We start from the raw sequence: 13,395 nt of genomic DNA on the forward strand, positions 1-13,395 counted from the left end.
CCGGACGATGCGTTCCCGCCCGTCGGGGAAACGCAACCGGGCATCCTGGCCCTGTTGCCCCGCGCCAGCGAGCGGCTCCCGCGCACCCCGCAGAAGGCCGCCCCATTGCGGACTTTGGGCCGGTGTCAGCTCACCCAGCTCGGTCTCAACCGGGATTTGCTGGTTCCCCACCAGCAGCACGGCGGACAAGGAGAAAGGCGACACGCCTCAAGCCTGCCCTGGGACAGGTCCGTCTGGCTTTGTTCGCCAGATTGGACAGTAAGTGCTCACGACATTGGGAGGTGCTTGGCGCGCGCCGTATTCGGTGTTCACGACAGCACATGGGAGGTCGACAGTCCAGCAGGAACGGTGACGGAACGCGCCTTCCGGCGGTTGGGCGGCGCGTTCCGGTGGTGTGTTGCTGTCAGCTGTGGGTCGTTTGGTGGGTCAGGGGGTGGGCGGGGTCCAGCCGGCGGGGAGGCCGGACTGGGCAAGGACGGCGTTGAGGCTGTAGAAGTCCTGGTCGGAGGTGATCTGGCGGCCGTCGAGGGTGAGGAGGGTGGCCAGTGGCACGGCGAAGGGCGTGGGTGCGCCTTTGAGGTGGCCGGAGTAGACGGCCTCGATGGTGAGGTGGTCGCCGTCGCGGTGGGTGGCGTGCACGGTGACGTGGACGTTGTCGATGAGGTTGTCGGTGCGGGCCTTCCATCCGGTGATCTCCTGGCGGCCGTGGAAGGTGACGCCTATGGCCTGGTCGGTGTAGATGCCGCCGGGGGTGAACAAGGTGCCGAGCGCGTTGGGGTCGGTGCCGTTCCAGGCAGTGGACCAGTCGGCGACGATCTTTGGCAGGTGCCGGTCGGTGGGGGGTGCGGCGAAGGCGGTGGTGCCGAGTGCGGTGATGGCGGCCGCGGCGCAGATCAGGGTGGTCATGGCGCGGGTCGGGCGGAGCTTCATGGCGTCGGTCCTCCGGGTGATGTGCGTGGGGTGAGGGATGCGGGTGTTCGGGTGCCTTGAGCGTGCTTCGAGGTTCGGTGGCGGTGGAGCGTGACGGGGCGCGGCCCAACGGTGGTGCCCCGGGACTGTGCGGGTCAGGGAGTCAGGACGACCTTGCCGGTGACGGTGCCGGACTCCGCGAGGCGCAGGGCCTCGGAGGCTCTGGCGAGCGGCAGTTGGGCGGCGATGCGGGGGGTGACGTCGCCGCGGCGGACGGCGGCGAAGACTTCGGTGAGGTCGGTCTGCAGCCGGGCGCGGAAGCGGTCCTTGTTCAGCGTCCGGCCGGCCCAGATGTTGTAGAAGTGGGCGCGGCGGCCGTTGGGCAGGGTGTTCCACATCCAGGTGCGGGCGAGGATTTTCAGCACGGGCCACTGCTTGGAGCCGGAGTCGTCGCGGGTGGAGGCGCTGCCGTAGGCGACGAGGGTGCCGCCGGGGGCGAGCAGGTGCCAGGAGTCGATGACGCTGCGGCCGCCGACGTGGTCGAAGACGGCGTCAACTCCACCGGGGGCCAGCTCCCTGACCTGTGCCGGCACGTTTGCGGCGCGGTAGTCGACCGGGGTGACGCCCAGTTCCTTCAGCGCGGCGTGGTGCCGGGCGGAGGCCGTGCCGATCACCTTCACGCCGATTGCGCGGGCGAGTTGGGCCAGGACGGAGCCGACGCCGCCGCTGGCGCCGTGCACCAGGACGCTCTGCCCGGCGCGCACTTGGGCTGTGCGGTGCAGCATCTGCCAGGCGGTGATGCCGTTGACGACGACGGTCTCGGCCTGAGCCGCGGTCAGGCCGTCCGGGACCTCGACCGCGTCCTTGGCGTCGACGACCACGTGGCTGGCCCAGCCGCCGACCTTGACCAGCGCGGCCACCCGCCGTCCGGCCAGGCCCGGGTCGACTCCCTGGCCGGTCGACAGCACCCGGCCCACCAGGTCGTAGCCGGGCACGAACGGGAACGGCGGCTGGTCGTAGTAGCGCCCGCGGCGCATCTGCTGTTCGGCGAATGAGACGCCGGTCGCCTCCATGGCGATCACTATGCGTCCCGGGCCGGGGTCCGGCACGGCCGCGTGGCGGATCCGCAGGTCCTCCGGGGCCACGATGCCTGGCAGAACGACCTGGACGAGGCGTTCGCTGCTCACGGACACCCCTCCTTTCGAGAGAAGCTGTTGTGTTCGTTAGAAGTTCTAACTCTCTTCTCTGTGAGAGTCAAGAGCGTTCGTGATAGGTTCTAACTAACGACGTGGTGAGAGCACGGGAGGCAGGTTGTGGGCGAGCTGGAGGCGAGGACTCCCAGGGAGCGGTACCGCGCCCAGATACGGGAGGAAATCAAGAAGCACGCCTGGGAGCAGATCGCCACTGCCGGGGCTTCCGCTCTCTCGCTCAACGCCATCGCCAAGCAGATCGGCATGAGCGGACCGGCCCTCTACCGGTACTTCGCCAACCGCGACGAGCTGATCACCGAGCTCATCAGGGACGCCTACCGCAGCCTGGCCACCGCCTTCCGCGCCCGCGCCGAGGCCGGCGCCGATCTCAGCGACCTGGCGCACGCCCTGCGCAGGTGGGCCCTGGACGACCCGCAGCGATACTTCCTCGTCTACGGCACCCCGGTGCCCGGCTACCAAGCCCCCGAAGACACCACCCGGATCGCCTCGGAGATCATGGCCGTCCTCCTCGACGCCTGCACCGCCCAACAGACCCCCGCCACGCCGTCACCGCTGCAAACGCACCTGGACGAACACCGGGACTGGGCGGCACCGCACCCTGCCGGCCCATCGGCGCTGCATCGCGCCCTCACCTTCTGGACCCGCCTCCACGGCGTCCTGTCCCTCGAACTCGCCGGCCACTTCACCGGCATGGGCTTCGACCCGGCCCGGCTCTACACTGCCGAGGCAGAGGCCATCGCGGGCCACTGACAGCAACGACGGCGCAGCAGCGTCATGCGACGCGACGGTTACCCCAAAAATGAGGCGCCGCAAGGGACGCAGCCAGATACAGGTCGTGAACGCCGAAAGTACCGCGCAGTCAGGGGCGGCGCTGTGAGTGGTGCTGTCGAAACCAGTGAACATTTCGACTCGCGTCCTGACCTCACTGCCTTTCCAGGGTGGCGTCCAACAGCCGGTTGCTGATCGAGGTCGGGCGCTGGACCCTGCTCGATACCCCGTACCGAGCAGCGGGCCCCGGGGGGCAGGAGCAGGTTCTGATGTCAACCACGGCAGGTCTCGTGCTGGCGCGCACACCGCCGCTGCGGTGACGGGCTACTGATACTCGGGTGCCTGGTGCCGGTGGTGCTTTTAGGCTGTAGGTTCTCGCGTTCGACGGCATGGGTCAGATCGTTGACCTGGTGCTTCGCTGTCTGTCTCACCCTGCAGCCCGGTGCATCCGTCTCACCAGGTTGTCCATTTCCTCGGCGCAGACGGCGGCGGAGGCTCTGGTCCGTGTGACAGGGGCGCAGCCAGCTCGTGCCAGCGAGCCAACGGTGCGGCACCGGCCGATCGCTCAGTGCCGATTCCCGGTCTTGGAGGAGCCCATGCCGTGGGCGACACGCCGCATGGCCTCGTACAGAGCGGCGTCCTCCGGCCGGTCCGGTAGCGGTCCGCGAGCCGGGGTCTGGAAGGACTGAATCATCCACGCCACGAGGCGGCGCCAGGCGTCCGGGGCGGCGTCGCCGGTGGCTCTGAGGACCCTGGCGTTGGCCATCAGGAGCAGGACGAGGTCCCGGCTGATGAAGTCCTCGCGCAGCTGCCCGCTGTCCTTGGCGCGGCCGATGACTCTCAGGAAGCCCTGGTACGCCTCGGCGCGGAGTGCTTCCAGCGCCTGGGCGCCGGGAAAGCTCATGAGCACTCGAGTGGGCGAGCTGTGCCTTCCGATTGGCAGGGCGGGGCCTGCAGGTGCTCTGCAGGCAGGACTTGCAGGGCCACGTCGACGCTTGACCTCAACCAAACTTGAGCTTCTAGGTTCCTTCCATAGCCGCAGGAACCGACCAGCGGTGCCTTTTCAAGGAGGTTCGCCGTGACCGAGCGCACAGACCACATCGAGATCCCCGACCGCTACCGCTATGCCGTGATTCCGCACATCATGGTCGACGACGCCGCCGCGGCGATCGGTTTCTACCAGCGGGCGTTTGGCGCCCGTGAGGACTTCAGGATCGACGCTCCGGGCGGTGGGATTCTGCACGCCGAGATCACCATCGGACGGTCGGCCCTGATGCTGGGCGACGCCAGCGTGGACGAGGCGGAGGCCGCCTCCTTCGCTGCGCCTGCCGCGCTCGGCGGAGGCACGTCCGTCACGCTGCATGTCTTCGTGCCGGACGTCGACAGCCTGGCGGAGCGCGCAGAAGCCGCCGGCGCTGAGATCCTCCAGCCGCCGAAGGACATGTTCCACGGTGACCGCACTGTCATCCTCAAGGACCCTTCAGGTCACATATGGGTATTTCTGACCCACGTGGAAGACGTCTCGCAGGAGGAGCTTCGGCGCCGCCTGGCCACCGCCGGGTGACTGGACGCCGTACGCGCGGTGATCCGGACCGAATACCGAGCGCCGTACCTGACGGAACTCGCCGACTGAACCGCTCGGTCATGCCTGGGCTGCTTGCCACCGGTAATGGCCGGCCCGCGATCGGGCCTGGTGACGACGTCGCCAGAGGGACCAGCTGAGTCGGTGATCCGCGTCCTGGACGAGCTGGACAACGAGTGTGATGAACAGGCGCTGGATCTCGTTGCAGGTGAGTGGGATCAGCCCACCTGGCCCGGGGTGGTGGGCCTTTTCGTCGGCGCGGACGACGGCGAGGAAGGCGGGGGCGAGCATGGCGAGGGTGACCCAGCGGCCCCAGGAGGGGTATCGGCGGACCTGGTGCTCATCGAGCCCGGCCAGGCCCTTCTCGGCCTGGAAGGTTTCCTCCACCCGCCACCTGGAACCAGTCGTCTTGACCAGGGTGCTCAGCGGGACCGACTTGGTGGAATGACAACGGTAGTGGGCGAGTTCACCGGTGGTGCCGTTGCGCCGGATCAGCAGCTGACGGTAGCCCGGCGCCGGGTCGGCGAGGTCGATGACGGCTCAGTCGTAGAAGCGGTGCCCCTTCGCGCCGCGTCCGGCCGACAGTTTCTGCCGGGCTCGTTTGGGCAGCTTCGCCGCCAGCGCGTCGGCGTGGAACTTCCCTGCTTTGGTGTCCACTTCGGCCGAGCAGGCCACGGCGAGCACGTAGCCCATGCCGCGTTCCTCCAGAGCCGCCCTCAGCTTCGGGTTGCCGCCGTACACCTCGTCGCCGGTTACCCAGTCGATGCGGTGTCCGGCGTCCAGGAACCGTTCGATCATCACGCGGGCCACCTCCGGCTTGGTCACGAAGGCGGTGTCCTCGCCCAGCCCGGCCGCCTGGCATCGCTGGGGATCGGCAGTCCAGGAGCGTGGGACATACAACTCCCGGTCCACTGCCGCGTGCCCGCGGGCGCCCGCATAGACGAGATAGACGGCGACCTGGGAGTTCTCGATCCGTCCGGCGGTGCCGGTGTACTGGCGCTGGACCCCGACGGTGCGGGTGCCCTTCTTCACGTCGCCGGTCTCGTCCACGACCAGCACCGCCGCCTCGTCGTAGAGATGCTCGACAACGTACTCGCGGACGTCATCGCGCACGGCATCGGCGTCCCAGGACGCACGGCACAGCAGGTGCTGCATGCCGTGTGGGGTCTTCTCCCCCGCCCACTCCGCGATTGTCCAGCAGTTCTTGCGGGGGAGGTCCGACAGCAGCCCCAGCGCCAACCGCCCGGCCCGCAACCGGGGTTCGATCCGGGCAAACCGACCCGCGATACGGCTCATGGCCACCTCGAACGCCTCCCGCCAACGGCCGGGATTTATGCTGTGACCTGCGACCACCGTCTCTTCGTAAGTCCACACAACTCACGATGATCAGCGGTGGCCGCACCCGTTCTCGGACCGCCCCCACCAGTGAGATCACGATCTGCAGCTGGAGTATTGAGCGGGCCGGCCGCAAACGCGGCATCGAGGCGGAGGCAGACCGGCTCCGCGACATCTTCCGCGCCGAGTGGGCCCACCAGCCACCGCAAGTTGAGGACGCGCTCGGCAAGCAGATGCTCGCCCTCCTCATCCAGCTGAACGCCGCCTGCACCGCCGTCGACGACCTGGCGAAGGCGGTGCAAGAGCGTTCCCTCAGCACCCGGACACCGAGATCCTGTTGAGCTTCGCCGGGCTCGGCATCCAGCTGGCCGCCCGGATCCTGGCTGAGATCGTGGACGACCGCACCCGCTTCGCCGACGCCCGCGGCCTGAAGGCCTACGCCGGCTCCTTACCCGTCACCAGGGCCTCCGGCAAGAAATCGTCCATCACTGCAGGTGAAGAGCGATCGGCTCAGTCACGCCGACTACCTCTGGGCCTTCGCCTCCCTCCGGGCCTCCACTGGCGCCAACAGCCACTACCGGCAACGACGGCAACACGGAGACTGGCACGCAGCAGCCCAGCGCAACCTCTTCAATCGCGTGATCGGACAGGTCTATCACTGCCTCCAGCACCGCAAACTCTTCGACGAGCACACGGCGTTCCCCGTGGCCACGCCGACGCCGGAAGCCAGTGCCGCCTAACCGCCCGCCGATGTGAGGCAGTCCTGCAGGGCCGCGCGCTGCGAGTCCGGGAGGTGATCATCCAGCGGCGTCTTGCGTGGGCTGTGTTGGCCTTCGCAGATCCAGGCGCCTTCGTCCCCGTCGTACGTCCAGGCGGCGGCGCCCCACATGGGGTGCCCCTGAAGTAGGTGGCGGGCCAGGGCCCCACAGTCGTCTGGAGCTCCCTGGGCTACGAGAGCCTCTTGTACCAGGGTGACGGCTTCGGCCGGGACGTTCGCATCGCCCAGGATAGGAGCCAGGCCCAGGTGAGCCGCCGTCAGTCCGGCACCGCGGCCTGGAGTCTGACCGACTGCGAGGCGGGTCGCCACGCACTACGGCATCGACGTCCTCGAACTCCTGGCAGACCCACCCGGGCCACGGAAGCGCTGCCCGCTGGGCGCCGCCGCGTCCCCGGCCGCCAGGCCGGCGCTCCACGTCCTGCGGCCGTCGAGGGAGGCGCGTGATGACGGACTTCGGCGCGATCGACGCCTTGCTCGCCGGCGCCAAGAAGGAGGTGGCGCTGCCTTCCGCCGAGGAGCGGCGCGCCCTGCGCGAGGAGCTCAGCCTGTCGCGCGCCCAGCTCGCGCAGGCTCTGGGGGTGAGTCCCTCCACCGTCGGAGGCTGGGAGTCAGGACGGGACCCGAGCGGCGAAGTGCGGGAGAAGTACGTGTACTTCCTCGAGGGCGCGAAGGCGAAACTGGCCGCCGAAGCAGCCGAGACAGCGGAGGCGGCCGAGGAAGCCCCGGCAGAGGAGGCAGAGGACGAAGCTCGCGCGGATGCCGAGCAGGCGGCCGGCCAGGACGACGACGTCGACGTGCTCGCCACCCCTGAGCCGTGCGTGCTGTGCGGGCAGATGGCCCGTCACCAGGTCGCTGGATTCACCCAGCACCTGGATCCCGCGGACTGCAATCTCGCCGGGCCCGCGCAGACGAGCGAGCCCGCGGCCCCGGAGAAGCGTGCGCCGCGTCCGAAACCCCGGCGTGCAGCGCCCTCCGGCCGGCAGGGGCAGGCGGGACGTGGCGTCAAGGTCGTGCCCGTCGGCCGCCGCATGCAGACCGCCGACACGCCGGACCTGATCGGCTCCGCCGTCACGGCCGTACTCGCCGAGCACGGCGGCGACGTGGAAGCGGCGACCAAGGCGCTGGTCAAGCGGGCCATCCCGGACGCGATGGCGCTGCTGGATCACACCCGCAAGGGCGGCCGCTACGACATCGTCGCGCACCCGTGGCTGCCCGACGTCCTACGCAAGCAGTCCTCCCGCGGCGCGGACCAGATCTGGGAGGCCCGCCCCAAGTGGGCACGGCCCGAACTGCCCGCGGGTGAGCACGAGGTCACCGCTCTCGACATCAACGGCGCCTACCTGAGTGCGCTCAAGACTCACCTGCCGCTCGGCCAGCTGGAGCACTCCACCGGAGGCCACCATGACCGCCGCCGCGCCGGCGTCCACCTGATCACCGCGCCCGCCTGGGATCACGACGACTACCTGCCCAACCCGGTCGGTAGCCGGGACGAGCCGGATCCGCTGTGGGTGACCGAACCGACGCTGCGCCTGCTGCTGCGGATCTCGGGACCCAAGTACGGCCTGTGCGACCCCCCGGAGATCCACGAATCGTGGACCTCCGGGGCGACAGAGGGACTGCTGGAGAAGTTCCGCGTCGCACTGAAGGACGCCCGGGACAGGGCGATCACCGAAGACGACGAAGTGACCTTGGAGTACGTCAAGGCGATGTACTCGAAGTTCGTCTCGACGCTGGGGGAGTCGAACTACAACCGAGAGCTGTACCGCACCGACTGGATGCACATCATTCGCTCGCAGGCCTTCGCGAACCTGTGGTGGAAGGCCCACCGCGCCTACGACGAGGGCCTGATGGTGGTTCGCGCGATGGGTACCGACGAGCTGCACGTCATCGGCGACTGGCGCGCGGTGTTCGACGAAGGCCGGGGCGTCACCGAGGTGAAGCTCAAGGACGTCTACACCGTCGGTACGCCCGAGATGCGGGACGAACCCGCGGACTGAACCGAGGAAGCGACCATCTCCGACGAGGGGGCTGAGATGACGAGGGGCCGCCGATCCGCCGCTTCTCCTACTGGGGTGAGGTGCCGGCCAACACGTATATGACGAAGACCCAGTTGAACGATCTCGACCTGCCGCGCCAGCCGCGTCGGCGCCACGGTGGAGGGCCGCGACGGTGCAGGCCGCCGCGACAAGACCGTGCTGGTGTGGGCGAACGACAACCTCACCGACCTCAACCACGGTCTGGCCGCCTTGGGCATCGCCCGGCCGTTCCCATCCGGCTACGACCGCCGGCACGAGTTGGGGCACATGGTCATAACCTGGCGGGAGCGATCTCAACTCGAACACCGGATCCCTGCGCGTACCGATCGCACCCGGCCGCGCCGACCGCGTGCTACTCACCTTCAGGCGGGGGCGTGTCGTCGACTACGTATCCGCGCCGCTTGTCCACCACGTTGCGCAGCGGCCTGCCCTCGATGTGCCTGGTGATGTTGTCGAGGAACACCTCGACGAGCGCCTCCCGCTCGCTGGTGGTCTCGCCCGCCGTGTGAGGGGAGATCATCACGCCGGGCATGTGCCACAGGGGAGATTCGGCAGGCAGCGGTTCCTGTGCGAACACGTCCAGGGCTGCGCCGGCGAGCCGTCCGGCGGCGAGGTGGTCGACCAGCGCCTCCTCGTCGACGAGTCCGCCACGTCCTATGTTGATCAGCCGCGCCCCCGGCTTCATGGTGGCGAGCACGGAGGCGTCGACCATGCCCCGGGTGTCCTGGGTGAGGGGGGCGGCCAGGACGACGTAGTCCGCATCCGTCAGCGCGGAGCGCAGGGTCGTCGCACCGTGGACCGTGCCGAAGTCGGGGTCGTCCGTGCGGGACTTGCGGCCCGCACCGCTCACCCGCATCCCGACGGCGCGCAGCAGCCGGGCGATGGCCCGGCCGATCGGCCCCGTCCCCCAGACCAGCGCGGTGGGTCCGGTGATGCCGTCACTGGGGCGCGGGCGCCACTCGCGGCGCCGCTGGTGTTCCCAGGTGCCGGGGAAGTCCTTGGCGAGGGCGAGGATCAGGCCGAGGACGTACTCGGCGGTCGGCTGCTCGTAGACCCCGCGGGCGTTGGTCAGGACAACGCGCGGCTCGTCCACCAGGGCGGGGAACAGGAAGGAGTCCACGCCCGCGGAGGACGCGTGGACCCAGCGGGGTGCCTTCTGCGGATCGTCGGGCCAGGCCTCGCGGATGGCCGGGGTGATGGTCACCCAGGCCAGGAGGACGTCGGCGCCGGGGAGGAGGTAGGGCAGTTCCTCCTCGGTGGCGTAGACGGTGTCCGCGAGGCTTTCGATGCCTGCGGTGGCGGGGGGCCGGTTGCCGCGGTGGAGGACGACGAGTCGGTCGCGCATGTCAAGCTCCGACGGGGACGGCCAGGTACTTGTACTCCAGGAACTCATCGATGCCGACGCGTCCGCCTTCGCAGCCCAGGCCGGACTGCTTGACGCCGCCGAAGGGTGCGGCCGGGTTGGAGACCAGTACGGTGTTGATGCCGATCATGCCGCTTTCGAGGCGTTCGGCGACACGCAGGGAACGGTCGAGGTTCTGGGTGAACAGGTAGGCAGCCAGACCGAATTCGGTGTCGTTGGCGGCGGCGACGGCCTCGTCCTCGGTCTCGAAGGTGCGGATCGCGGCGACGGGGCCGAAGATCTCGGTGTCGATGATCGCGGAGTCGGGGGCGATACCGGCGAGGACGGTGGGCGGGTAGAAGCAGCCCGGCCCTTCGGGGAGTTCACCACCGGTCAGGACGGTGGCACCGCGCTTGACGGCGTCCCGCACCAGGTCGTGTGCCTTGCTGCGGCCGGCGACGTCGATGAGGGGGCCGACATCGGTGCCGGGTTCGGTGCCGGGCCCGACGGTGAGGGCGGCCATGCGGGCGGCCAGGCGGGAGGCGAACTCCTCGGCGACGGAGGTGTGGACGAAGACGCGGTTGGCCGCGCAGCAGGACTCGCCCATGTTGCGCATCTTGGCGACCATGGTGCCCTCGACGGCCACCTCGAGGTCGGCGTCGTCGAAGACGATGAGGGGGGCGTTGCCCCCCCAGTTCCATGGACGTTCGGATGACTGTGTCGGCGCACTGGGCCGCCGACCTGGGTGGAGCCGGTGAACGAGAGCTTGCGGATCTTCCCGCCGCGCAGGAGGGGTTCGACGACGCCGGCGGCGTCGGAGGTGGTGACGATGTTCAGCACACCGGCCGGCAGGCCCGCTTCCGTGAGGATCTGAGCCAGTACGAGGCTGGTAAGGGGGGTCTGGGGGCGGGTTTGAGGACGATGGTGCAGCCGGCGGCGATGGTGGGGACGATCTTGCGGGTGCCCATCGCGAGGGGGAAGTTCCAGGGGGTGATGAGCAGGCAGGGGCCGACGGGCTGACGGGTGACCAGCAGACGGTTCATGCCGTCGGGGGCGGTCATCATGCCGCCGTCGATACGCACGGCTTCCTCGGAGAAGCAGCGGAAGAACTCCGCGCCGCAGGCGACTTCGGCACGCGCCTCGGCCAGCGGCTTGCCCATCTCCAGGGTCATCAGCAGCGCGAGGTCCTCGGTGCGCGCGATGATGATGTCGTAGGCGCGACGCAGGATCTCGCTTCGCACGCGCGGCGGGGTGGCGGCCCAGGCGGCCTGCGCGGCGAGGGCCGCCTCGACGGCACGCCGGCCGTCGCCGGGTGAGGCGTCGGCGACCTGGCACAGTTCCTCGCCGGTGGCCGGGTTGTCGACGGACAGGGTCCGGCCGGACTCCGCGTCCTGCCAATCGCCGCCGATGAACAGCTGCTTGGGAACATCACGGACGACAGTCATCGTGGGTATCTCCTTGTAGGTGTAGAGAGGCTGCCGACCCGTCAGCGGATGCGGTCGAGCGTCTTGTAGTAGGCGCCCGCGAAGGGCAGGAACCAGGCAGTGCCGTTGTAGAGGGGGATGCGGGGCGGGGCGATGTCGCGGACGGGGCTGACCTCGGGGTGGCCGTCCATCACCTTCCCCATGTGGGTGGCCATCTGAGCGCCGTGGCCCGCGTAGCCCAAGGAGTGGTAGACGCCGTCCTCGGTCTGGCCGGCGTGCACGATGCGGTCCATGGCGAAGGCGACGGAGCCGCCCCACACGTACTCGATCCTGGTGCGGGAGAGCTGGGGGAAGTTCCCGCACATCTCACGGAAGAGGACGGCTCCGCTCTTCTTGTCCGAGGTCGGGTCGGACGGTGCGAAGCGGGCGCGGCCGCCGAACAGCAGCCGGTTGTCGGGGGTGAGCCGGAAGTAGTGGCAGACCTTGTTGGAGTCGACGATGAGGCGGGCCTTGGGGATGATGCCCCGGGCGAGTTCCTCGCCGAGCGGCTTGGTGACGATGATGAAGCTGCCCACGCAGACCTGCTGGCGGCGCAGCCACGGGAAGTTCTTGTCGGTGTAGGCGTCGGTGGCCATCATGACCTGCCCGGCACGGATGACACCTCGCTCGGTGTTGACCTCGAACCGGCCGGCGGCGGTACGCCGCACGCCGATGGCAGCGTTGCGCTCGTGGATCTCGACACCGGTGCGCTCGCACGCCTCGGCCATACCGCGCACGAAGCGGCCGACGTGCAGGGCGGCGTTGAACGGGTCGAGCAGGCCGCCGTGGTAGACGTCGGATCCGATTTCCGACCGCAGCTCCGCCTTGCCGATCAGAGTGGTCTCGCGTCCGAAGTACTTGGCCAGGTCGCGCTGTTGGGCCTTCTTGCTCTCGAAGTGGGCGGGGCGGGACGCGACGCCCAGGCGTCCGACCCGGCGAAACTGGCAGTCGATGGACTCCTCGTTCGCGAGCCGCTCGACGGTGTCCACGGCCTCGCCGTAGGAGTTGTAGATCTCGCGGGCCCGTTCGAGTCCGTACCGGCGGATGGCCTGGCCCACGCCAATGGTGAAACCGAGGTTGGCCATGCCGCCGTTGCGGGCGGAGGCACCGGAGCCCGATCTGGCCCTTCTCGACGAGGGTGACGCGGGCGCCCTTGCGGGCGGAGTGCAGGGCGGTGGACAGACCCGTCAGGCCGGCCCCGACGACCACCAGGTCGGCGTCCTCGGTCAGCGGCTTGCCAGCCCCAGCGGCTTCTATCCAGAAGGGAATCGTCTTCATGTCGGGTCCTTAGCGGGGAGTTTCGCAGTCGGGGGCGGACGGGCACCACCAGGAGCCCGGCCGAGGGCCTGTCAGCGGTGGCGCGGCCTGTTGCCGGCGCAAGGCTCGGGTGAGGGGTTCTGCGGGGAGGATGTTCTGACCCTCCCGTCGGCTGCCGAGTTCGCCGACGAGGGCGACCAGGGCGATGAGGAGCGCGCTGGCGACGGTGACGGTCGCAGCTCGTCGAACCGGTGGGCGTTGAAGACCGACCGGCAGGGTGCGGAAGTCACGTCAGCCGCAGTCGGCCGGCGTCTTCTCCGGACCAGCTGCCGGAGCCGCTACCGCCTGTCCGGGCCTCTTCTACAGCACCCTTTCGAGGAAAGCCTGGGTTCGTTTCTCGCGTGGGTTGGCCAACACTTCGCGTGCGTCGCCGCGTTCGACCGCGATGCCTTCGTCCATGAACAGCACTTCGTCGGCGACCTCGCGGGCGAAGCCCATCTCGTGGGTGACGAGCAGCATGGTCATTCCGTTGCCGGCGAGGTCGCGCATGACGGCGAGTACTTCGCCCACGCGCTCGGGGGCCAGTGCGCTGGTGGGTTCGTCGAACAGCATGATGGTGGGTTCCATCGCCAGCGCGCGGGCGATGGCCACGCACTGGGGCCCGGAGACGTGATGGTTGAGAAAGTCTGACCGGCAGGGCAGTCGAACTCCCTT

At 69.2% G+C, this 13,395-nt stretch carries 8 protein-coding genes and 5 pseudogenes; 4 read left to right on the forward strand and 9 right to left on the reverse strand.

Annotation, left to right across the window (positions count from 1 at the left end; translation table 11 throughout):
- Nucleotides 1-426: 426 nt before the first annotated feature.
- Together ABD355_RS11310 and ABD355_RS11315 are read right to left on the reverse strand one after the other, a co-directional pair.
- Entirely contained in the window at nt 427-930 is a 504-nt protein-coding gene (locus tag ABD355_RS11310) for a nuclear transport factor 2 family protein (RefSeq protein WP_344400053.1), read from the reverse strand.
- Between the two features lie 134 nt (nt 931-1,064).
- The gene (locus ABD355_RS11315) at nt 1,065-2,096 is read right to left on the reverse strand and encodes a medium chain dehydrogenase/reductase family protein (protein WP_344400054.1); all 1,032 of its coding nucleotides are present in this window, start codon (nt 2,094-2,096) and stop codon (nt 1,065-1,067) included.
- 126 nt (nt 2,097-2,222) lie between these two features.
- Here ABD355_RS11315 and ABD355_RS11320 point away from each other — a divergent pair, with 126 nt between their 5' ends.
- Nucleotides 2,223-2,870 (forward strand): TetR/AcrR family transcriptional regulator, encoded by a 648-nt coding sequence (locus tag ABD355_RS11320; protein WP_344400055.1) that lies wholly within the window; start codon nt 2,223-2,225, stop codon nt 2,868-2,870.
- A 583-nt stretch (nt 2,871-3,453) separates the two neighbouring features.
- On the opposite strand, the gene ABD355_RS11325 is transcribed toward ABD355_RS11320, so the two are convergent.
- Entirely contained in the window at nt 3,454-3,792 is a 339-nt protein-coding gene (locus ABD355_RS11325) for a hypothetical protein (protein ID WP_344400056.1), read from the reverse strand.
- 174 nt (nt 3,793-3,966) lie between these two features.
- Here ABD355_RS11325 and ABD355_RS11330 point away from each other — a divergent pair, with 174 nt between their 5' ends.
- The gene (locus tag ABD355_RS11330; RefSeq protein ID WP_344400057.1) at nt 3,967-4,452 is read left to right on the forward strand and encodes a VOC family protein; all 486 of its coding nucleotides are present in this window, start codon (nt 3,967-3,969) and stop codon (nt 4,450-4,452) included.
- A 78-nt stretch (nt 4,453-4,530) separates the two neighbouring features.
- On the opposite strand, the pseudogene ABD355_RS11335 reads toward ABD355_RS11330, so the two are convergent.
- Nucleotides 4,531-5,766 (reverse strand): annotated as a pseudogene (locus ABD355_RS11335) (IS701 family transposase).
- Nucleotides 5,767-5,921: 155 nt separating this feature from the next.
- Here ABD355_RS11335 and ABD355_RS11340 point away from each other — a divergent pair.
- A pseudogene (locus tag ABD355_RS11340) lies at nt 5,922-6,545 on the forward strand (transposase); the annotation flags it as partial.
- Nucleotides 6,546-7,026: 481 nt separating this feature from the next.
- Nucleotides 7,027-8,580 carry a helix-turn-helix domain-containing protein gene (locus ABD355_RS11350; RefSeq protein WP_344400058.1) on the forward strand — a complete coding sequence of 518 codons (1,554 nt, stop codon included), beginning with the start codon at nt 7,027-7,029 and terminating at the stop codon, nt 8,578-8,580.
- A 391-nt stretch (nt 8,581-8,971) separates the two neighbouring features.
- Here the strand turns inward: ABD355_RS11350 and ABD355_RS11355 are convergent, their stop codons facing one another.
- The 5 genes and pseudogenes from ABD355_RS11355 to ABD355_RS11370 all read right to left on the reverse strand — a co-directional run.
- Complete coding sequence (locus ABD355_RS11355) at nt 8,972-9,964, reverse strand: D-2-hydroxyacid dehydrogenase (protein ID WP_344400059.1); 993 nt, start codon at nt 9,962-9,964, stop codon at nt 8,972-8,974.
- A 1-nt stretch (nt 9,965) separates the two neighbouring features.
- A complete protein-coding gene (locus tag ABD355_RS44640; RefSeq protein ID WP_425585724.1) occupies nt 9,966-10,607 on the reverse strand; it encodes an aldehyde dehydrogenase family protein in 642 nt (213 codons plus the stop codon).
- 125 nt (nt 10,608-10,732) lie between these two features.
- Nucleotides 10,733-11,406, reverse strand: a pseudogene (locus ABD355_RS44645) (aldehyde dehydrogenase family protein); the annotation flags it as partial.
- Nucleotides 11,407-11,447: 41 nt separating this feature from the next.
- Nucleotides 11,448-12,702: pseudogene (locus tag ABD355_RS11365) on the reverse strand (NAD(P)/FAD-dependent oxidoreductase).
- Nucleotides 12,703-13,041: 339 nt separating this feature from the next.
- Nucleotides 13,042-13,338, reverse strand: a pseudogene (locus ABD355_RS11370) (ATP-binding cassette domain-containing protein); the annotation flags it as partial.
- Nucleotides 13,339-13,395: the final 57 nt, after the last annotated feature.

It is taken from the genome of Streptomyces longisporus, from assembly GCF_039532765.1.
GTDB classification, from domain to species: domain Bacteria; phylum Actinomycetota; class Actinomycetes; order Streptomycetales; family Streptomycetaceae; genus Streptomyces; species Streptomyces longisporus.

Excerpts from the sequence above, each read along its gene's own strand:
- ABD355_RS11310 (WP_344400053.1), bottom strand. The coding sequence starts at position 930 with ATGAAGCTCCGCCCGACCCGCGCCATGACCACCCTGATCTGCGCCGCG.
- ABD355_RS11325 (WP_344400056.1), bottom strand. The coding sequence starts at position 3,792 with ATGAGCTTTCCCGGCGCCCAGGCGCTGGAAGCACTCCGCGCCGAGGCG.
- ABD355_RS11350 (WP_344400058.1), top strand. The coding sequence starts at position 7,027 with ATGACGGACTTCGGCGCGATCGACGCCTTGCTCGCCGGCGCCAAGAAG.
- ABD355_RS11355 (WP_344400059.1), bottom strand. The coding sequence starts at position 9,964 with ATGCGCGACCGACTCGTCGTCCTCCACCGCGGCAACCGGCCCCCCGCC.